The organism is Solirubrobacter soli DSM 22325, assembly GCF_000423665.1.
Taxonomy (GTDB): domain Bacteria; phylum Actinomycetota; class Thermoleophilia; order Solirubrobacterales; family Solirubrobacteraceae; genus Solirubrobacter; species Solirubrobacter soli.
Genome location: NZ_KE384072.1, coordinates 195,226 through 213,852 on the forward strand (window position 1 = coordinate 195,226; position 18,627 = coordinate 213,852).

Below are 18,627 nucleotides of genomic sequence, written 5' to 3' on the forward strand. Positions count from 1 at the left end.
GCGCGACACTCAAGCAGGCGCGCCGGATAGTCCCTCGACCGTTTCCCAGAAACTGCGGCGATCTGTTTCGGACTCCCGGTGCAGCCCGAGGTAATGCTCCGGACGGGGCGCGCGGTCGTGCCAGAAGCGCCCCGATGGGACGTCCGCGCCGCACAGCCACACGAACGTGTCCGCGCCCTGCTGCGGGGTGCGCAGGATCGGGCGGGTGAGCTTGGAGAAGCCGGGAAGCGAGTGCGTGATGCCGGGCGTGTCGACCCACCCCGGATGGCCGCTGGACGCGTGCACCCCGCGCCTCGCCCACTCCCCCGCCAGCACGACCTGCATCCGCTTGGTGCGGGCGTACGCGGTCACGCCTTTGTACTCGCCCTTGGCGTACTCGACGTCGTCGGTGACGAGCTTCTGTGTGTACATCCCGCCCGACGACACCCAGATCGAGCGTTCGGCCGGCAGCAGCTTCGTGAACAGGTGCGGGCCGAGGACGTGGGTGGCGAGGGCGAGCTCGTGGCCCTCGGCGGTCAGGGTGCGCGAGGGCGGCATCACACCCGCGTTGTGGATGACCGCGTGCAGCGGCCCTTCCCACCTCGCGGCGAAGGCGCGCACCTCGGCCAGCAGGCTCACATCGAGCTTGTGCACCGCGAACGGCAGCGCCGCGTCCCCGCGCACCGCCACGTGCACCGTCGCCCCGGCACGCGCGAGCCCGTCCGCGATCGCCCGCCCGAGGCCGCTCTTCGCGCCCGTGACGAGCACGACCTTGCCGTCGAGCCGCGGCATCGGTCCCCACGACCGCCGCCGCAGGAGGTAGCCGACGTTCCCGTAAGTCACCATCTACGCGATGGACGCCGATGTGATCGTCGTGGGCGGAGGGCTGGCCGGCCTGGTGGCGACGGCCGAGCTCGCCGCGGCCGGCAAGCGCGTGATCCTCGTCGAGCAGGAGCCGGAGGCCTCGCTCGGCGGGCAGGCGTTCTGGTCGCTCGGCGGGCTCTTCATGGTCGATAGTCCGGAGCAGCGGCGTCTACGGATCAAGGACTCGCGCGAGCTGGCGTGGCAGGACTGGCTCGGAACCGCCGGCTTCGACCGGCCCGACGACCTGTGGCCGCGGCGCTGGGCCGAGGCGTACGTCGACTTCGCCTCCGGCGAGAAGCGCGCGTGGCTGAGCGGCATGGGCGTCAAATGGGTGCCGAACGTCGGCTGGGCCGAACGGGGCGGGTACGGAGCGATCGGGCACGGCAACTCCGTCCCGCGCTTCCACCTCACCTGGGGGACCGGGCCGGGCGTGCTCGAGCCGTTCCTGGAGCGCCTCGGGGGCGCCGACGTGCGCTTCCGCCACCAGGTCGACGAGCTGAGCGTCACCGCCGGCGCCGTCGACGGCGTCAAGGGCACGATCCTCGCGCCCGATGCCGCGCGGCGCGGCGCGCCGAGCAACCGCGACGCCGTCGGGTCGTTCGAGCTGCACGCGGGCGCGGTGATCGTCACCTCGGGCGGCATCGGCGGCAATCACGAGCTGGTACGGCGCAACTGGCCGGAGCGGCTCGGCAAGGCACCGCGACGCATGGTCTCCGGCGTCCCCGCCCACGTCGACGGCCGCATGATCGAGATCACGCGGAAGGCGGGCGGAACGGTCATCCACCCCGACCGGATGTGGCACTACACGGAGGGGATCCGCAATTGGGCGCCGATCTGGCCCGACCACGGCATCCGCATCCTCCCCGGCCCGTCCTCGCTGTGGCTCGACGCGACCGGCAACCGCCTCCCGGTCCCGCTGTTCCCCGGCTTCGACACGCTCGGCACGCTCGCCCACATCATGCGCACGGGCCACGAGCACACGTGGTTCATCCTCACGCAGAAGATCATCGAGAAGGAGTTCGCGCTCTCCGGCTCCGAGCAGAACCCGGACATCACCGGCAAGAGCGTGCGCGAGCTGCTCAAGACCCGTATCGGGGGCGGTGCGCCGCCGCCGGTCGAGGCGTTCAAGCGCCACGGCGAGGACTTCGTGGTGGCGGCCGACCTCCCGGCGCTCGTCAAGGGCATGAACGGCATCAGCGACGTCCAGTTGGACTACGAGCGCATCGAGGCCGAGGTCGTCGCCCGCGACCGCGAGCTCGACAACCCGTACACGAAGGACCTGCAGGTGACCGCGATCCACGGCGCGCGGCGCTATCTCAGCGACCGCATCACGCGCGTCGCGACGCCGCACAAGCTGCTCGACCCCGCCGCGGGCCCGCTGATCGCGGTCAAGCTGCACATCCTCACCCGCAAGACGCTCGGCGGCCTGCACACGGACCTCGATGCCCGCGTGCTGAACACCGAGGGCGAGCCGGTTCCCGGGCTGTACGCCGCGGGCGAGGTCACCGGCTTCGGGGGCGGCGGGATGCACGGCTACCGCGCGCTGGAGGGGACCTTCCTCGGCGGCTGCCTGTTCAGCGGGAGGACGGCGGGCCGCGCGTTGCGGTGAAGCCGCCAGCGGCGCAGCAGCGGCTGGACGTACCACGTCCACAGCGCGCCCAGAGCGGCGACGGCGCCGACCACGCCGGCCACCGGGCTCTGCAGCAGGACGACCGAGACGAACAGCAGCGCGCCGACCATCGCGAGCGCCACGGCGGCCAGGCCGGCGATCGCGTAGCGGTTGGCCATCCGCACGACGTGCTCCTTGTCGTTGCAGCGGAAGAGCATGCGGTGCTGGGCACTCGGAGCGATCAGCAGCATCGCCGCCAGCCCCGCGGTGCAGAGCGTCGCGAGATAGAGGTGGCGCTGGGCGGGTCCGACGTGGCCGAAGCGCGCGGTGAACGGCACCGTCAGCAGGAAGCCGAACAGCACCTGCACGCCGGTCTGGGCGACGCGGACCTCCTGCAGCAGCTCGGCCAGGTGGCGATCCGTCCGCTCGTGCGGCGTCTCGTTGCGGGTGGATAACTCAGGTGCGAGGCGGCTCATCGTGGTCGAGCGCCCGCCGCAACCACGCGTCGCGGAACGTCCCGCCCGGGTCGAAGCGCTCGACCAGCGCGTAGAAGTCGTCCGCGCGCGGATACTGCGGCGCGCTCAGGAACACTTTGCCCCAGTGCGGGCGCGCCTGAAACACCGAAAACGCGGCCTCAAGGGGCGCGAGGGCGGTCTCGACCGCCTCCTGATCGCGGATCCACGTGAAGTGGAAGCCCACCGTGTCGCGCTCGTACATCGGGCTCATCCACAGCGCGTCGGCGGCGATCGTGCGGATCTCGCACACCTGCAGGACCGGGCGGAGCCGGTCGCCCAGCGCGCGCAGCGCACAGACCGCGTCCACAGCGTGTTCGCGGGGCAGGAGGTACTCGCTCTGGATCTCCTCGCCGTTGGACGGCGTGAAGCCCATGCGGAAGTGCGGCAGCCGGTCCCACCACGGCCCGGGGACGCCACGTTGCGCGGTCGCGTTGACCGGGTCCATGCCGATGATCGGGTGACGCTCGACGGTCGCGGGCGTGGCGTCGAAGAGCGTGTCAACGTCGGTGGACGCCTTGACCCACACCGCGTCGACCGTCGCGCCCAGGCGCGTGAACGCGCTGACGCTGTAGCCCGCGCCGGTGATCGCGTCGAAGTGCTCGGCGAGCGCGTCCCAGGAGAGGCCCTCGAAGACGCGTTGGCGCAGCTCGAACGTGGGCTGGACGTCGAGCGTCAGGCGGGTGATGACGCCGAGCGCACCGAGGCCGACGACGGCGCCGTCGAAATCCGCGTCGCCGCGGGCGAGGCGCACCACCTCGCCGTCCGAGCGCAGCAGCTCCAGGGCGCGCACCGCCGTGGCCAGGTTGCCGTTCGCGTTCCCCGAGCCGTGCGTCCCCGTCGCGATCGCGCCCGCCACGGAGATGTGCGGGAGCGACGCGAGGTTGTGCAGCGCGAGGCCGTGGCGGTCCAGCTCGACCGTCAGCTCGCCGTAGGTCAGGCCGGCGCCGAAGCTCACGCTGTCCCCGTCGATCGTCACGTCCGCCGGCAACGCGCGCAGCGACACCAGCGCATCCGCGTCGCCGATCGCGTTGAAGGAGTGGCGCGAGCCGAGCACGCGCAGGCTGCTCGCGCCCGTCACCACCTCACGCAGCGCGTCGAACGTCTGCGGGCGGTGGACCCGGGCCGCGCGGTAGGCGAAGTTCCCGGCCCAGTTATGTTCGGACATACGAGAGCTCGAAGTCGAGCCGGAACTCGTCCTCGTCCGGGCCCTTGATCTCCCACCGGCCGTCGATCCGCCCGCCGCTGAACGCGCCGATGTAGCGCTGCGCGAAGTCCGGGTCGTCGCGCTCCAGCGTCCACGTGGTCCCGTCGAACGTCATCGCGTAGATCCGGGTCACGCCGCGCGAGTCGAAGTAGTGCTGGACGAAGTCGTCCCCGTCGGCCCCGATCAGGCACAACCCGTTCGGCGCCCCGGGCAGGTCGACCTCCGAGCGCTGGAGCAGGAACGCGCCGCCCAGCGTCCACTCGAAGGTCGTCACCGCTCGCGCGTCGCCGAGCGAGCTCTCGGTGTGCCAGGTGCCGACCAGCGGTTGTAGAGCTTGCATCACGTCATTGCATCACCGCGGCTTGACCGAGACCGTCCTCGTCGTCGTGGTGCGGTTGCCGGCGGCGTCGGCGGCGACGACCCGCACCCGGACCTTGACCGTCTTGCGCGGCTTGCCGACGACCTTCTTGGCGGGCTTGAGCGTGATGCTGCGGGCGCCGGTCACGCCCACGAGGCTCTGCTTCGCCAGCGCGACGTTGTACGCGCTGATCCGGGCGCTGTTCACCGTCCCTTCGAGCGTGACGTCGAGCGAGACGGGCTCGCCGGCCGTCACCTTGACCTTCAAGCCCTTCAGGAACTCGGCGAGCTTGACCGTCTTGGGGGCGGTGAGGGTGATCGCAGGCGCGGTGGTGTCGCGGGCGGGGTCGTCGTCGGCGACCGTCAGCGTGGCGTTCGCGCCGGCCGTCGTCAGGGCGTCGGCGGGCCTGAGCGAGAGCGTGATCGTCCGGTCGGGGGCGTCGAGCGTGTCGTTCGCGATCGGGACGCTGAAGGACTTGACGGTCTCCCCCGGCTCGAACAGCAGCGGGCCGGTGACGTCCCCGGCGGTGTAGTTGACGAGGGTCGTCCCGGTCGTCGTGCCGCCGCGGACGACGCTGATCGTCGCCGTGCCGGCGCCCTCGCTCACCGTCGCGGCCGCGACGCCGAACGAGACCGTCGCGGGCGGGACGACCGCCAGGCCCTCGAGCGCCGTCGCCGTGCGGCCGATCGGCGTCAGCGCGCCGGTCGCGAGGTCGACCCGCGACAGGTACGGGACCGTGAGCGACGCGGTGCGCGTGGTCACGTAGCCGGTGCCGGACGGCGAGATGTCGAAGTTCGCGGTCTCCGCCCCGCCGAAGGCGCCGAGGCCGAGCGGGCCGATCGTCGTCATCAGGCCGGTGTTCGGATTGGCCAGGGTGACGAGCGTCGCCGGCGTCGTCGCGATGCCGTAGAGCTTCGCGGCCGGGTCGTAGGCGACCGCGGTGACGCCGGAGGCGGCGGGGCTCAGGTCGGTGTCGACGGTCTGGACGCCGGTGGCCGGGTTCACCCGCAGGTTCTTGTCCGCGTCGTTGACGACGCGCAGGCGGTCGGCGACCGGGTTGAAGTCGACGCCGTACGCGTTGCCGTGGGGGATGTTGAACGGCGCACCGATCACGGTCGCGTTCCCGTTGCCGGGGTCGATCGTGTACAGCCGCAGGGTGTCCGTCGCGCCTCCGTCGACCGCCGTGAGCGCGTACAGCCGGTCGCCGTTGCGGAAGTCGATGCCGACCACCCGCTCGGCCGGCCCCGCGGCGAGGCCGTTGATGCCGTGCGTGCTCGTGACCACGCCCGGGTTCGCGCTGTCGAACGTGATCAGCGCCTCGCCGCCGACGATGCCGACCATCGGCTCCGCGCCCGCCGGCGAGGCCGCGGTGCACACGACGAGAACAGTCAGGACACCAGCGCGCCGCCACATCGGCGTGACCTCCGGGTTCGGGGGCGCGAGAATCTATAGGAACCGATGAGCGACATCCTCCAGAGCAACCTGCGGGAGTCCAACCGCTTGCGCGTGCTGGAGCTGCTGCTGCGGCATCCCTCGCGTTCGCGGGCGGAGCTCGGGCGCCGGCTCGGGCTCTCGCGCGCGACCGTGACCGCCGTGCTCTCCGAGCTCGAGCGGGCGGGGATGGTCTCCCAGCAGTCCGAGGAGCTGGGCGACGCGGGGCGCAAGGCGATCGGGCGGCCCCCGCTGCACGTGTCGCTCGCGCCGGACGCGGCGTACGCGGTCGGGCTGGACTTCGGGCACCGCCACGTGCGCGCCGCCGTCTGCGACCTCGGCGGGACGATCGTCGCGCAGCGCTGGGCGGAGAGCGACGTCGACGAGCGGCCGTTCGAGAGCTTCGACCAGGCACGTGAGCTCGCAGCGGGCGCGCTGACCGACGCCGGCGTGGACGCGGCGCGGGTGATCGGCGCCGGGGCCGGGCTTCCCGCGCCCGTCGACGTGACGACCGGCAGTGTCTACGCCGAAGGCATCCTCCCCGGGTGGGCCGGCATCGTGCCCGCGACGGAGCTCGAGCAGCGCCTCGCGATGCCGGTGCAGGTGGAGAACGACGCCAACGCGGGCGCGATCGGCGAGCACCTCTTCGGCGCCGGGCGCGGCGTCGCCGACATGATCTACGTGCAGCTCGCGGCGGGCATCGGCGTCGGGATGATCCTCGGCGGGCGGCCGTTCCGGGGCGCGGTCGGCGTCGCGGGCGAGATCGGCCACACGACCGCGGTGCCCGGCGGGCGGCTCTGTCGCTGCGGGAACCGAGGCTGCCTGGAGACGATCGCCAGCTCGGTCGCGGTCGGCGAGCTCGTGGAGCGCAGCGGCGGCGGTGGCGGGTCGATGCCGGAGCTGCTCGAGCGGCTGCGAGCCGGCGACCGCGGCGTCACGCGGGCGTTGGCGGACGCGGGCGCGGCGGTCGGCGTCGCGCTGACGTCGATGGTCAATCTCCTGAATCCGTCGGTGCTGATCATCGGCGGCGAGCTCTCCGAGGCGGGCGACGTGCTGCTCGACCCGATCCGCGCGGAGATCGCGCGCTCGGCGCTCCCGCCCGCAGCCGCCGCCGTGCGGGTCGTGGGTGCCGAGCTCGGCACCCGCGCCGAGGCACTCGGCGCCGCGTCGATCCAGCTCGCGCGCGCACCGCAGGCGCTGGCGGAGCGGCTCGGGCCGTGAGTGTCTACGCGCGTCACGAGGAAGCCGTCCTGCGCTTCTTCATGGAGCGTGTGCGCTCGCCCGCGCTCGCGTGCGACCTGACCGCCGAGACGTTCGCGACCGCGCTGGTGGAGACGTTGGACCCGTCGCGCCAAACCGAGGCGGAGTGGGTGCTCGGGCTCGCCAACGCGCAGCTGCTGCGCGCCTACCGGGTCGGCACGGTCGACGACGCCGCACGGACGCGGTTGAAGCTGCCGCCGGTCGTGCTCGACGACCGCACGCTCGACCGCGTGTGGGGATTGCGCGGCGAGGATCGCAACGACGCGCGCAAGCCGAGGTTGTCGCCGCGGGTGGTGGTGGGCGAGGCGGCCCGCGGGCGCGGCGTGGTCGGGGCGGTCGCGGCGGGCGCGGGCGGCGCGGGCGGCGCGGCCGGCGCGGGCGGCGCGGCCGGCGCGGCCGGCGCGGCCGGCGCGGCCGGCGCGGCCGGCGCGGCCGGCGCGGGCGGCGCGGCCGGCGCGGGCGGCGCGGCCGGCGCGGGCGGCGCGGGCGGCGCGGCCGGCGCGGCCGGCGCGGCCGGCGCGGGCGGCGCGGCCGGCGCGGGCGGCGCGGGCGGCGCCGCGAGTGTCGAGTTTCGCGCGGACAGCGCGCGAACCTCGACACTCGCGAGCGGTGAGGTGGTGTTGCCGGGCCTCGCGGCTGCGTTGGACGCCGTCGCCGAGCGGCAGCGGGGCGGGCGGACGCGGCGTCGGCGGCTCGTGATCGCGGCGCGGGTGGTGCTCGCGCTGGTCACGGTCACGTGGGTGGCCGGGGAGGCGGTCATTCCCGATCGGCCGGCGTCGGCCAGCGGGCAATGGCTGCCGTACGAGACCGAGCACGCACGCGGCGAGTTCCCGCGGACGTGGTACATGGCGGAGCCGGGTAGCGCCGAGTTCACGACATTCGCGACCGGCGATCGCGTCCGCTGCGCCGCGATGGGCGCGCGGGACGCGCTCGTGTCGATCACCGCCCGCCGCCCGGACAACCCACGTTGCGCGGGGAAGGTCGAGCGGCTCCGGCACGGCCTGTGGGCGTTCGTCGTGCTCGGCCCACGGGCGCCGGAGGCGGTGCGCGACGAGGCGGCCGCGATCGTCGAGCGCGTCAGACGTCCTGCTTGAGCACGTGCAGGCCTGAGAGCGGCCCGCCGCCCGCCGCCATGAACGCGCCACCCTCGTGCAGCGAGCCGACGTCGATCGTCGCGAACCCGAACGCGTCGATGACCGCCGCGAACCGTTCCTTCGCGCCCGCGTCGTCACCCGCGTAGAAGACGACCTGGCGCCCCTCGGCATGGCGGGGGTCGGCCGCGATCACCCGCGCGAACATCGTGTTGAAGGCCTTGACGACGTGCGCGCCCGGGGCCAGCGACGCCACCCGCTCGCTGCTCGTGCCGTCGCCGAAGTCCTCGACCTGCAGCGGCGAGAAGCTGATGAACGCGTTGGTGGCGTCGATCAGCACCTGGCCGTCCCAGCTCAGCCCGGCGAGCGCGTCGGGGACCGCGCGCCACGGCACGGCGAGCAGGACGAGCTCCGCCGACGCGGCCTCGGCGACCGTCCCGGGCGTCGCGCCGACCTCCGCGGCGGCCGCGGCCAGCGACTCCCCGCCGCGGCGGCTGGCGATGGTCACGTCATGTCCGGCGGCGACCGCATGGCGGGCGACCGCCTGCCCGATGTTGCCCGCCCCGAGGATTCCGAATCTCATACCGCGACCCTACGGGTGCGGCACATCGTTCCCTCTAGGACGCGTTGCTTGACGTACGGAGTAATTTGTCCGCCGCCTCGCGGAACCGTGAGACGTTGGCCAGCTTGATGTCCTCGTAGCCGCGGACGACGTCCGCGAGATCCGCGACGTCGACCGCGACCGACGCCGGCGCCGAGGCCACCAGAGCGAGGTACTCCTCGGGCAGCGCGCGTTCCACACGCCGCACCTCGGCCCGCCCGAACGGGTCGAACGCGGTCCCGCGCAGACGCCGCCCAGCCCGCAGCAGCCGGAACGCCGGGACGAACCAGGCGCCGAGCTTGAGCTTGCGGTCCATCCCCAGCGCCCGCAGGACCGGCGGGTGCAGGAGGAACTTGACCTTCGCCCCCTCGGGCAGATCGCGCAGGCCGAGCAGGTGCAGGCGCGCGACCTCGTACTCGTCCTTGTAGGCGGTCAGCTTGTGCAGGCCGCGGGCGACCGCGAGCGTGAGCGCGTCGTCGCCGCGCGCGGCCACGGTCTCCAGCGCCTCTGCGTAGCGCTCGGCGGCACGCCGCCCGCCCCAGCCGACCAGGTCCGGGATGCGGATCTCCAGCAGCCGCCGCAGCTCGCCCTCGGCCGGCGCGAGCCGGTCGACGAGCGCGCGCTCGGCCCGCGTCAGCTCCACGCGTGCCTCACGCGGCGCGAGCAGCTCGGCCACCGCCTCGGGCGCGCCGACGACCGCGCGGCCCCAGTCGAACGCGAGCAGGTTCTGCTCGACCGCCACCCCGTTGAGCTCGAACGCCTGCCGCAGCGCGCCCAGCGAGACCGGGATCGTCCCCAGCTGCCACGCGGCGCCGAGCACCATCACGTTCGCGGGCATGTGGTCGCCGAACAGCTTCAGCGCCAGCTCCTGCGCGTCGAAGAAGCGCGCCTCGCGCGTGGCGGCGTCGATCCCCGCCCGCGCGGCACTGAGGTCCGGTGCGCCGGCACGCACGTTCACCACCATCTCAGCGGTGGGAACGACGCTGGTGGAGATCGCCGCCACGGTCCGTGCCGGATCGGTCATCGCGAGGTGCTGAGCGGTCGCGGTGGCGATCACGTCGAGGCCGACGAGCACATCGACCGCGCCCGCCGACGGGGTCGGCACGCCGCCGTCGCCGCCGATGTGCACGTCCGAGGAGACCGGGCCCGCCTTCTGCGAAAGCCCCGTCATGTCCAATCCCTGGACGGAGCGGCCGTCGAGCATCGCGGCCATCCCGAGCACCTGGCTGACGGTCACGACACCCGTGCCGCCGATCCCCACGAGCCGCACGCGGGCCTCCGACACAGCGATCGTCGGCTCGCCCAGGTCCGGCGCGGCCGGCGCGACCTTGCGGGCCGCCTTCGGCGCGATCACCTCCATGAACGACGGGCAGTCGCCCTCGAGGCAGGAGAAGTCCTTGTTGCACGAGCTCTGGTGGATGCGGGTCTTGCGGCCGAACTCGGTCTCGACCGGCTCGACGGACAGGCAGCCCGACTTCTCGCCGCAGTCGCCGCAGCCCTCGCAGACGCGCTCGTTGATCCGGACCTCCTGCGGCGGCGCCGCCACCGTCCCGCGCTTGCGGGCACGGCGCAGCTCGGTCGCGCAGGCCTGGTCGTGGATCAGCACGGTCACGCCCTCCACCGCGGCGAGCTCCTTCTGCGCGCGCCGCAGCTGCTTGCGCGGGCGGACCTCGTAGGAGACGCCCTCGTGCCGCGACGGGTCCTCGGTGGTGACGATCACCCGCTTGACGCCCTCGGCCTTCAGCGAGCCGATCAGGTCGGTGATCGACATCCCGCCCGGGACGTCCTGCCCGCCCGTCATCGCGACCGTGCCGTTGTAGAGGACCTTGTAGGTGACGTTCAGCTTCGCCGCCACCGCCGCGCGGATCGCCAGCGAGCCCGAGTGGTGCAGCGTCCCGTCGCCGAGGTTCTGGACGAAGTGGCGTGGCTCGAGGAACGGCGCGGCGCCGATCCACTGCACCCCCTCCCCGCCCATCTGCGTGAGCCCGCGCACGTCGCCCGCATTCGCGCCGCCGAGCATGACCATCGTGTGGCAGCCGATGCCGGCGCCGACGAGCGTGGAGTCGTCGACCTGGGTGGAGGTGTTGTGCGGGCAGCCGGAGCAGAAGTGCGGCGCGCGGGTCGCGCCGACGAGCGGGACCTCGACCACGCGGGGCGCGAACGGCACGCCGAGCCGCGGCGCCAGCACGGCGGCGATCTTGTCGGCGTTCAGCGCGCCCGTCGACGGCACGAGCCGGGCGCCCGCCTCGTCGCGCTCGCCGAGCACGCGCGGCCCCACGCCGTAGAGCGCCTCTTTGACGAGCCGCTCGAGGAACGGGCCCTTGTCCTCGATGACGACGATCTCGTCGAGCCCGGCCGCGAACTCGCGGACGATCCGGGGCTCCAGCGGGAACGGCATGCCGATCGCCAGCACGCGGACGTCGTCGACGCCGAGGTCAATCAGGGCCTGCAGCGTCTGCTGGGCGGCGACGCCGGAGGCGACGACCCCGAAGCGGGCGCCCGACGGCCCGACGATGCGGTTGACCCCGTTCAGCCGCGCGTATTCCAGAGCCAGCGGCAGCCGGACCTCGCGCAGCGTGCGCTCGAGCTCGAGCGAGTGCGGCGTCAGCAGGTGCGGGCTCGGGCGGTGGACGTACGGCGCGCCCTCCCACTCGAGGATCGGCATCAGCGGGGTGATGCGGCCCGCGCCGACCTGGATCGCGGCGGTCGCGTCGGCGACCTCGGTCGGGACCTTCAGCGCCGACCACAGCCCCGAGGCGCGCGAGCACGCGATCGCGTGGCGGCCGAGATCCAAGGCTTCCTGCACCGTCCCCGGTGCGAAGACGGGAACCTCGAGCGCCGCCAGCAGCGACTCCGACGCGCTCGGCAGCGTCGAGGACTTCGATTGCGGATCGTCGCCGCACAGCGCGAGGACGCCGCCGTTCGGGTCGGTGCCGGCGTAGTTGCCGTGGCGGATCGCGTCGGCGGCGCGATCGACGCCGGGCGCCTTGCCGTACCAGACGCCCAACACGCCCTCGACCCGCGCGCCCGGCAGCTGGGACGCCATCTGCGAGCCCCAGACCGCGGTCGCCCCCAGCTCCTCGTTGACGCCCGGCCGGTGGACGAGCCCGTCGACGTTCAGTCGCGCCAGCTCCTTGTCCAGCCCGCCCAGCGGCGAGCCCTGATAGCCCGAGGCGAGGATGCCGCGGCGCGGGCCGTCGGCAGCGCGCTGATCGATCAGCAGGCGCACGAGCGCCTGGACGCCGGAGAGGAAGACCTGGCCGTCAGCGGCCTCGTAGCGATCCGCAAGCCGCGCGGGACGCCGGTGGGAGATCGGGAGCACCGCCATTGGTAAAAAAGTAGACCAAGCGGTGCGAACCATCAACCCCGGAGCCGGTTGACGAATACCGGTACGCCCGCTGCGGCGCATCCGCAGCGCCTCGCGCCACCCACGCTGCTCACGGCCCAAAGGGCCGCATCGCGAGCGCGGCCGGCCCGAGCCACTGGCGGCTACACCACATCGGTCGGACCGACCATTCGTCAACCGACTCCCAGGCGGCGCAACTCCCGTCCAGTCTCGGCCTCCCAGGCACCCTCCATCCCGCGCAGGTGCTCGTCCATCACGGCCGCGATCTCCGCGGGCTCGCCCGCTCGCAAGGCGGCGAGCGTGCGTGTATGGATCTCCACCACCCATTCCGGGATCGGTGGCTGGCGCAGCGCCAGATCGCGGCCGATCTCGAGCGCCCGCAGCAGCGAGCGCATCAGCCCGACGACGGTCGGGTTGCCGGTCGCCTCGGCCATCCGCAGGTGGAACTGCATGTCGAGCTGGAGGAAGCGGTCCTCGCGGTCCAGCGGGTCACCCGAGCGCAGCAGCTGCTTATGCGCCTCGATGGTCAGCTGCATGCGCTCGAAGTCGGCCTCGCGGGCATTGACCGCCGCGAACTGGGCGACCTGCGGCTCGAGCAGGCGCCGCGCCTCGAGCACGCTCGCGACCTCGGCCAACCGCACATCGGACTCCTGGCGCAGGAGCTCGATCGGCACGTACCCCGACGCGACGAAGATCCCGCCCGTCGCCCCAGGATGGACCTCGAGGACGCCGGCCTTCTGCAGGACCTTGACGGCCTCGCGCAGCGTCGGGCGGCTGATCCGCATCGCCTCGGCCAGCTGGCGTTCCGACGGCAGCCGGTCGCCCTCGGCGAGCTCGCCGTGCCGGATGCGCTGCGCGATCTGCTCGACCGCGCCTTCGAAGGCCCTGCGTGGGCCGATCGGCTCGAATTCCACGGCCTTACCGTCGCATAACCGGTCGTGACGAAGCTGTTCTCATGTCGTTGGAGGATCACGTCGCCGAGGTGCTGCGGGCGGTGCCGCCACGGACGCGCGGCGACGTGTGCATGCTGGGCGTGTGGGTGACGGCGCAGGGAAGCGCGGTGATCGGCTGGAACACGTCGAGCTTCAACGGCGCCGCGTGGGAGTGGAACCAGTGGCGCTTCGCCTGTCCGATCGCGCGCGTCGTCGAGCACGCGCCGCCGCCGGAGCGCATCGAGCAACTTCTGTGCGAGATGCACCGGGACGGGCGGATCGCCGCCGCGCTCGGCCACGCCGTCGGTTTCATCGTCGACGGCGAACTGGCACCCTGTAGCGCCTGACGACGTTCGCGATCATCGGGACGGGCTGGCGGTCCGCGTTCTTCTGCCGGCTGGCGCGGATGGCGCCGGACCGGTTCCGCGTCGTGGGCGTGGTGTCACGCTCGCGTGACGAGTTCGAGGGCGTGCCGGTGTTCCGCACGGTCGACGAGTTGCCGCGCTCGGACTTCGTGATCGTCTCGGTGCCGTGGGCGGTCGCGCCGGACGCGACCCGCTCGTTGGTCGCGCGCGGCGTCCGGGTGCTCGTCGAGACGCCGCCGGCACCGGACCTCGACGGGCTGCGCGCCCTGTGGGCGGACGTCGGGGCATCGCGTCTGGTCCAGGTGGCGGAGCAGTACCTGCTGATGCCCGGGCACGCGGCGCGGCTGACGGCGGTCGGCGACGGCACGATCGGCGAGCCGACCTCCGTCCAGGTCTCGTCGACGCACCTCTACCACGCGGTCTCGATGATCCGCGGGCTGCTCGGGGTCGGCTTCGAGCCGGCGCGGGTGACCGCGAGAGCGTTCTCCGCGCTGCTCGCCGATCCGGTCAGCTTCGACGGCTGGCACGGCGACGTCGAGCCGCGCGAGCGCCGGACGACGCTGGCCACGCTCGACTTCGGCACCCGGATGGGGCTCTACGACTTCACCGACAACCAGTGGTGGAACCCGCTGCGGACGCGGCGGATCGTCGTGCGCGGAACCACCGGCGAGCTCGTCGACGACGCGCTCGTGCGGCTCGCCGATCCGCGCACGGTCGTCGAGTCGCACCTGATCTATCGCCGGACGGGGATCGATCTCAATCTCGAGGGGTCGGATCTCGACCACATCAGCCTCGACGGCCGCGTGCTGTGGCGCAACCCGTTCTTCGGCGCGCGCTTCTCCGAGGACGACCTTGGCGTCGCGATGCTGCTGGCGGCGACGGGAGCGTGGGCGCGGGACGAGGGCCCGGAGCCGTACCCGCTCGCCGAGGGACTGCAGGACCACTGCCTGAGCGTCGCGATCGGCGAGGCGCTGGCGACCGGGCAGGACGTCGATACCGGCGTCGAGCCCTGGGCCACCTAGCATCGTCGGACATGCAGAGCCGCACCTTCGGCCGAATCGGCCGTGATGTTTCCGAAATCGGTTTCGGCGCGTGGCAGGTCGGCGCCGACTGGGGCGAGGTCGACGAGGACACCGCGATCGAGACGCTGCACGCCGCGGCCGGCGCGGGCGTGACGTTCTTCGACACCGCCGACGTGTATGGCGACGGCCGTTCGGAGCGGCTCGTCGGACGGCTCATGCGCGAGCGGCCGGGCCTGCACTACGCGACCAAGATGGGCCGGCGGATGGAGCAGACGGTGGAGAACTACTCGCCTGAGCACTTCCGCGCCTGGAACGACCGCTCGCGGGAGAACCTCGGGGTGGACACGCTCGAGCTCGTTCAGCTGCACTGTCCGCCGACCGACCTCTACTACCACCCCGAGGTCTTCGAGGATCTCGACGCGATGGTCGCCGAGGGCCGGATCGCGGCCTACGGCGTGAGCGTCGAGCGGGTCGAGGAGGCGCTGAAGGCGATCGAGTACCCGAACGTCGCGAGCGTCCAGATCATCTTCAACCCGTTCCGGATGCGGCCGGCGGAGGTGTTCTTCCGCGAGGCCGCCGCGCGCGGCGTCGGCGTGATCGTGCGCGTGCCGCTCGCCTCGGGGCTGCTGAGCGGCAAGTACACCCGCGAGACGACCTTCGGCTCCGACGACCACCGCAACTACAACCGCGCCGGAGCGGCGTTCGACGTCGGCGAGACGTTCGCGGGCGTGCCGTTCGAGGTCGGGCTGGACGCGGTCGAGGAGCTGCGGCCGCTGGTCGGCGGCGACGCCACCCTCGCCCAGTTCGCGCTCCGCTGGATCCTGATGTTCGACGCCGTCACGACCGTGATCCCGGGCGCCCGCAACCCCGAGCAGGCGCGCGGGAACGCGGCCGCGGCCGAACTTCCGGCCCTGGACGCGGCGACGCTGGACGCGGTGCGCGCGGTCTACGAGACACGAATCTCCCCGTACGTGCACCAACGCTGGTAGACGATCCTTAGCCGAGAGTCCCGACACGGAGGAGAAGGTCATGGGTTGGCGGAACTAGCTTTCGACGCCGTCGACGGTGTCGATCCCGTCGCGCTGAGCGGTGTCGGTCCCGAGGCCGCCGTGGAGCACGTCGGCCTCGAGGTCCAGCGAGAAGAGTTGGTCGTTGCCCGCGCCGCCGTCGAGCACGTCGCGGCCGGCGCCGCCGATGAGGTTGTCGGCGCGGTTCGCCGCGCTGAGCGTGTCGTTGCCGGCGCCGCCGTCGAGCGTCGCGGTGGAATAGAGCACGCGGCCGCCGACGCCGTTGAGCGTCGGCATGCTGATCTGGTCGTCGCCGGCGAGGCCGTTGACGACGAGCGTCACGGTCGCGGTCGCATCGATGTTCGTGTCGAGCCCCTGCACGGCGATGTGCGAGAGGCTGTTGTTGCCGAACGCGGCCTTGTTGGAGAGCACGATCTTGTCGTTGCCGGCGGTCCCGGTGACGGTGATCGTCTTCTTGGCGCCGCTGAACGTCTTCGTGAAGCACACGCCGTCCTTGGCGCAGGTCTTGGTGGCGGCGTTGGCCGCGCCGGGCGCGAGCGCGAGGCCCGCGAGCGTGGCGGCGGCGATGAGGTGGCTGATTCGCATGCTGATTGAGACGCCGGCGACGGCGCCGACCGCGTGCGGGTAGCCGGAGGCCGGTGGCGGTCGACCGCCAACAAGATCCTCAGAGCGCGGCGCGGGCGACGCGGATCGCCGTCGCGCGGGCGCTCTTGCCCGCGTGCAGCACGCGCACCGTGACGAGGCGACGGCCGTCGCTGGCGACGAGCTCGCGCGGTCCGCGCACCCAGAACGCCCCCATGCCGACGCCGGAGACCATCCGCGCCTGCTGGTCGGGGATGTTCGCCCACTCGCTCGTGGTCTGTGTTCGCTCGACCTCCGCCCGCTGCCAGCGCACGAGCGCCTGCGGCGCGCTGTCGACGATCACCTTGACCGCGCCGCCGTACTCGCAGGTGACGATGTCCGGGTCGCGCGCGACGAGCCGCGGGGCGCCGGCGACGGCGGCGACACGTGGCGAGCATGGCGGCGGGGGCTTCGGCCGCGCGGCGGGCGCGGCGGCCGAGCCGCCGCATCCCGCCACCGCGAGGCACAGCACGAGCACGCGACGCATCGCACCGATTCTCGCCCGCGGAGATGAGTGTCAGGCCACCGTCGCCAGCCACTCCGTGAACGCCGGGCCGGCGAGGCGGGCGTCCGGGCCCGGGAGGAGCGCGCCGGACTCGTACAGCGCGCTGTCGGCGTCGCCCAGCGTCCCGCCCTCCTCGACGCGCACGCCCTCCGGGGCGACGAGCCGCGCGACCTCGACCAGGCGCTCCTCGCGCGGGCCGGCGATCTCCCAGATCGGCCCGCCCTCGACCTCGTCGGTGAGCGCGAGGTACACGAGCGACTCGGCGACCGCGCGGGCGGCGACGAGCTGCGTGCGCATCGGCGGGACCCGCGCGACGTCGCCCTGGCGGCCCCACGCGAGCATCGTCTCGACGAACTCGTGGAACTGCGCCGCGCGCAGGACGCGGACGTCGAGGCCGCTCTCCAGCCACGCCCGCTCGTGCACCAGCTTGGCGCCGTTGTAGCCCGAGTTGAACGTGTCGATGCCGATGATCGACACGACCACCGCGCGGGGCACGCGCGCGGCGACGAGGTTGCGCGTCGCGGCCTCGAAGAAGGCGGCCGCCTCCGCACCGTCCGGCGACGCGCCCGTCGCGCAGTCGATGATGCAGGTCACGCCGTCGAGTGCCTCGCTCAGGCCCTCGCCGGTGACGACGTCCACGCCGAGCGAACGCGCGATCTCGACGGTCTGTACCCCCTGCTCGCGCAGGACGTCGACGACATGCTCGCCGACGCGGCCGGTTGCTCCCACCACTGCGATCTTCATTCGTAGTCTCCTTGTCACATCGGTTCGAACTCGGGGGTCAACGCCTTGACCCGTGGCGACGAACGGATGTGACCGATGACCGACGCAGATTTCCTGGCCATGCAGTTCGAGACGCACCGGCCGCACCTGCGCAAGGTGGCGTACCGGATGCTGGGCTCGCTCACGGAGGCCGACGACGCCGTGCAGGAGGCCTGGCTGCGCCTCTCGCGTTCCGACGCGAGCGAGATCGAGAACCTGCGCGCGTGGCTGACGACCGTCGTCGCCCGCGTCAGCCTCAACGCGCTGCGTGCCCGCAACACCCGCGCCGAGGCGCCGCTGGACGAGATTTACGTCCCCGACCCGCTCATCACCTCAGACGTCGACCCCGAGCACGAGGCCCTGCTGGCCGACAGCGTCGGGCTCGCGCTGCTCGTCGTGCTGGAGACCCTGACCCCGGCCGAGCGCCTCGCGTTCGTCCTGCACGACATGTTCGCGATGCCGTTCGACGAGATCGCGCCGATGGTCGGCCGCACCTCGACCGCGACGCGTCAGCTCGCCAGCCGCGCCCGCCGCCGCGTCCAGGGCGAAGCCCCCGCCCCGACCGAGGACCTGCCGAGGCAGCGCGAGGTCGTCGACGCGTTCTTCGCCGCCGCCCGCGAGGGCGACTTCGACGCGCTCGTCGCCGTCCTGCACCCGGACGCCATCCTGCGCGCGGACGGCGCCGACGGATCGGAGGTGCGGCGCGGCGCGCAGCAGATCGCCCGCAACGCGATGCGGTTCGCCCACCTCGCCCCCCACGTCCGCCCCGTGCTGGTCAACGGCGGCCCGGGAATCGTCGTCGCCCCCGAGGGCAAGGTCGTCACCGTCATGGCCTTCACCGTCGTCGACGGCCGGATCGCGGCGATCGACGCGATCGCCGACCCGGGGCGGCTCAGCTACGTCGAGCTCTAGTGCACTCCGAGCGGGGGGTGTGTTGATTGACTCCCGCATAGCGGGAGCGGAGCAACACACCCCCACTGACGCGCCATCTCGAACAGTGCGAAGGTGTTCGAGACGCGCCACCGGCGCCGCAAGTGATCACAACCGATCTCGCGTGGTCTCCGTGGACCGTACCTCGACGGTCTCCCTGCACGGCGCGGCGAGTCACCGTGGCCAGGCGTCGCCGAGGACGGC

The 18,627-nt window shown here is 72.9% G+C and carries 18 protein-coding genes; 7 read left to right on the forward strand and 11 right to left on the reverse strand.

Translation table 11 applies throughout. From position 1 onward, the window contains the following. Positions 1 to 9 precede the first annotated feature (9 nt). Positions 10 to 825: an SDR family NAD(P)-dependent oxidoreductase gene (locus G569_RS55570; protein ID WP_037502524.1), complete on the reverse strand. Its 816-nt coding sequence runs from the start codon at positions 823 to 825 to the stop codon at positions 10 to 12. Positions 826 to 832: 7 nt separating this feature from the next. On the opposite strand from G569_RS55570, the gene G569_RS0139855 reads away from it, so the two are divergent. Then, positions 833 to 2,452: an FAD-binding dehydrogenase gene (locus G569_RS0139855; protein WP_028067545.1), complete on the forward strand. Its 1,620-nt coding sequence runs from the start codon at positions 833 to 835 to the stop codon at positions 2,450 to 2,452. On the opposite strand, the gene G569_RS55575 is transcribed toward G569_RS0139855, so the two are convergent. From G569_RS55575 to G569_RS0139875, 4 genes are read right to left on the reverse strand one after another with little or no spacing between them, the layout of a single operon-like run. Beyond that, positions 2,377 to 2,928, reverse strand: coding sequence for a DUF6328 family protein (locus G569_RS55575; protein WP_053227702.1), 552 nt, complete (start codon positions 2,926 to 2,928; stop codon positions 2,377 to 2,379). The two genes, G569_RS0139855 and G569_RS55575, sit on opposite strands and share 76 nt — an antisense overlap. After that, positions 2,909 to 4,132 carry an FAD-binding protein gene (locus G569_RS0139865; RefSeq protein ID WP_028067546.1) on the reverse strand — a complete coding sequence of 408 codons (1,224 nt, stop codon included), beginning with the start codon at positions 4,130 to 4,132 and terminating at the stop codon, positions 2,909 to 2,911. The genes G569_RS55575 and G569_RS0139865 overlap by 20 nt, the downstream gene beginning before the upstream one ends. Next, the gene (locus tag G569_RS0139870; RefSeq protein WP_028067547.1) at positions 4,119 to 4,511 is read right to left on the reverse strand and encodes a hypothetical protein; all 393 of its coding nucleotides are present in this window, start codon (positions 4,509 to 4,511) and stop codon (positions 4,119 to 4,121) included. Before G569_RS0139870 ends, G569_RS0139865 begins: the two co-directional genes overlap by 14 nt. A 12-nt stretch (positions 4,512 to 4,523) precedes the next feature. After that, positions 4,524 to 5,906 carry a DUF4394 domain-containing protein gene (locus G569_RS0139875; RefSeq protein ID WP_028067548.1) on the reverse strand — a complete coding sequence of 461 codons (1,383 nt, stop codon included), beginning with the start codon at positions 5,904 to 5,906 and terminating at the stop codon, positions 4,524 to 4,526. 81 nt (positions 5,907 to 5,987) lie between these two features. Between G569_RS0139875 and G569_RS55580 the strand changes: the two genes are divergently transcribed. Next, positions 5,988 to 7,181: an ROK family transcriptional regulator gene (locus G569_RS55580; RefSeq protein WP_037502527.1), complete on the forward strand. Its 1,194-nt coding sequence runs from the start codon at positions 5,988 to 5,990 to the stop codon at positions 7,179 to 7,181. Beyond that, entirely contained in the window at positions 7,178 to 8,314 is a 1,137-nt protein-coding gene (locus G569_RS65765; protein ID WP_028067549.1) for a hypothetical protein, read from the forward strand. Before G569_RS55580 ends, G569_RS65765 begins: the two co-directional genes overlap by 4 nt. On the opposite strand, the gene G569_RS0139890 is transcribed toward G569_RS65765, so the two are convergent. The 3 genes from G569_RS0139890 to G569_RS0139900 form a co-directional block, all read right to left on the reverse strand. Beyond that, entirely contained in the window at positions 8,298 to 8,894 is a 597-nt protein-coding gene (locus tag G569_RS0139890; RefSeq protein WP_028067550.1) for an NADPH-dependent F420 reductase, read from the reverse strand. The two genes, G569_RS65765 and G569_RS0139890, sit on opposite strands and share 17 nt — an antisense overlap. Positions 8,895 to 8,928: 34 nt before the next feature. Beyond that, positions 8,929 to 12,240, reverse strand: coding sequence for an indolepyruvate ferredoxin oxidoreductase family protein (locus G569_RS0139895; protein WP_053227703.1), 3,312 nt, complete (start codon positions 12,238 to 12,240; stop codon positions 8,929 to 8,931). 191 nt (positions 12,241 to 12,431) lie between these two features. Continuing rightward, the gene (locus G569_RS0139900; protein WP_028067552.1) at positions 12,432 to 13,172 is read right to left on the reverse strand and encodes a FadR/GntR family transcriptional regulator; all 741 of its coding nucleotides are present in this window, start codon (positions 13,170 to 13,172) and stop codon (positions 12,432 to 12,434) included. A gap of 41 nt (positions 13,173 to 13,213) precedes the next feature. Here G569_RS0139900 and G569_RS0139905 point away from each other — a divergent pair, with 41 nt between their 5' ends. From G569_RS0139905 to G569_RS0139915, 3 genes are read left to right on the forward strand one after another with little or no spacing between them, the layout of a single operon-like run. After that, positions 13,214 to 13,537 carry a hypothetical protein gene (locus tag G569_RS0139905; protein WP_028067553.1) on the forward strand — a complete coding sequence of 108 codons (324 nt, stop codon included), beginning with the start codon at positions 13,214 to 13,216 and terminating at the stop codon, positions 13,535 to 13,537. After that, positions 13,534 to 14,577 carry a Gfo/Idh/MocA family protein gene (locus tag G569_RS0139910; protein WP_028067554.1) on the forward strand — a complete coding sequence of 348 codons (1,044 nt, stop codon included), beginning with the start codon at positions 13,534 to 13,536 and terminating at the stop codon, positions 14,575 to 14,577. Before G569_RS0139905 ends, G569_RS0139910 begins: the two co-directional genes overlap by 4 nt. Before the next feature lie 11 nt (positions 14,578 to 14,588). Further along, positions 14,589 to 15,566: an aldo/keto reductase gene (locus G569_RS0139915; protein ID WP_028067555.1), complete on the forward strand. Its 978-nt coding sequence runs from the start codon at positions 14,589 to 14,591 to the stop codon at positions 15,564 to 15,566. A 54-nt stretch (positions 15,567 to 15,620) separates the two neighbouring features. Here G569_RS0139915 and G569_RS0139920 read toward each other — a convergent pair whose 3' ends face one another. The 3 genes from G569_RS0139920 to G569_RS0139930 all read right to left on the reverse strand — a co-directional run bounded on the left by G569_RS0139920 (position 15,621) and on the right by G569_RS0139930 (position 17,475). After that, a complete protein-coding gene (locus tag G569_RS0139920; RefSeq protein WP_028067556.1) occupies positions 15,621 to 16,190 on the reverse strand; it encodes a calcium-binding protein in 570 nt (189 codons plus the stop codon). A 79-nt stretch (positions 16,191 to 16,269) separates the two neighbouring features. Further along, complete coding sequence (locus G569_RS0139925) at positions 16,270 to 16,713, reverse strand: hypothetical protein (RefSeq protein WP_037502534.1); 444 nt, start codon at positions 16,711 to 16,713, stop codon at positions 16,270 to 16,272. Positions 16,714 to 16,743: 30 nt separating this feature from the next. Beyond that, a complete protein-coding gene (locus G569_RS0139930; RefSeq protein WP_028067558.1) occupies positions 16,744 to 17,475 on the reverse strand; it encodes an SDR family oxidoreductase in 732 nt (243 codons plus the stop codon). A gap of 75 nt (positions 17,476 to 17,550) precedes the next feature. Here G569_RS0139930 and G569_RS0139935 point away from each other — a divergent pair, with 75 nt between their 5' ends. Beyond that, complete coding sequence (locus tag G569_RS0139935; protein WP_028067559.1) at positions 17,551 to 18,405, forward strand: sigma-70 family RNA polymerase sigma factor; 855 nt, start codon at positions 17,551 to 17,553, stop codon at positions 18,403 to 18,405. Positions 18,406 to 18,627: the final 222 nt, after the last annotated feature.

What these genes read in the sequence shown, in the direction of transcription:
- G569_RS0139870 (WP_028067547.1), bottom strand. Translation starts at nt 4,511, where the DNA reads ATGCAAGCTCTACAACCGCTGGTCGGCACCTGGCACACCGAGAGCTCG.
- G569_RS0139920 (WP_028067556.1), bottom strand. Translation starts at nt 16,190, where the DNA reads ATGCGAATCAGCCACCTCATCGCCGCCGCCACGCTCGCGGGCCTCGCG.
- G569_RS55570 (WP_037502524.1), bottom strand. Translation starts at nt 825, where the DNA reads ATGGTGACTTACGGGAACGTCGGCTACCTCCTGCGGCGGCGGTCGTGG.
- G569_RS0139915 (WP_028067555.1), top strand. Translation starts at nt 14,589, where the DNA reads ATGCAGAGCCGCACCTTCGGCCGAATCGGCCGTGATGTTTCCGAAATC.
- G569_RS0139895 (WP_053227703.1), bottom strand. Translation starts at nt 12,240, where the DNA reads ATGGCGGTGCTCCCGATCTCCCACCGGCGTCCCGCGCGGCTTGCGGAT.
- G569_RS0139890 (WP_028067550.1), bottom strand. Translation starts at nt 8,894, where the DNA reads ATGAGATTCGGAATCCTCGGGGCGGGCAACATCGGGCAGGCGGTCGCC.
- G569_RS55580 (WP_037502527.1), top strand. Translation starts at nt 5,988, where the DNA reads ATGAGCGACATCCTCCAGAGCAACCTGCGGGAGTCCAACCGCTTGCGC.
- G569_RS0139855 (WP_028067545.1), top strand. Translation starts at nt 833, where the DNA reads ATGGACGCCGATGTGATCGTCGTGGGCGGAGGGCTGGCCGGCCTGGTG.
- G569_RS0139925 (WP_037502534.1), bottom strand. Translation starts at nt 16,713, where the DNA reads ATGCGTCGCGTGCTCGTGCTGTGCCTCGCGGTGGCGGGATGCGGCGGC.
- G569_RS0139935 (WP_028067559.1), top strand. Translation starts at nt 17,551, where the DNA reads ATGACCGACGCAGATTTCCTGGCCATGCAGTTCGAGACGCACCGGCCG.
- G569_RS55575 (WP_053227702.1), bottom strand. Translation starts at nt 2,928, where the DNA reads ATGAGCCGCCTCGCACCTGAGTTATCCACCCGCAACGAGACGCCGCAC.
- G569_RS0139930 (WP_028067558.1), bottom strand. Translation starts at nt 17,475, where the DNA reads ATGAAGATCGCAGTGGTGGGAGCAACCGGCCGCGTCGGCGAGCATGTC.
- G569_RS0139865 (WP_028067546.1), bottom strand. Translation starts at nt 4,132, where the DNA reads ATGTCCGAACATAACTGGGCCGGGAACTTCGCCTACCGCGCGGCCCGG.
- G569_RS0139905 (WP_028067553.1), top strand. Translation starts at nt 13,214, where the DNA reads ATGTCGTTGGAGGATCACGTCGCCGAGGTGCTGCGGGCGGTGCCGCCA.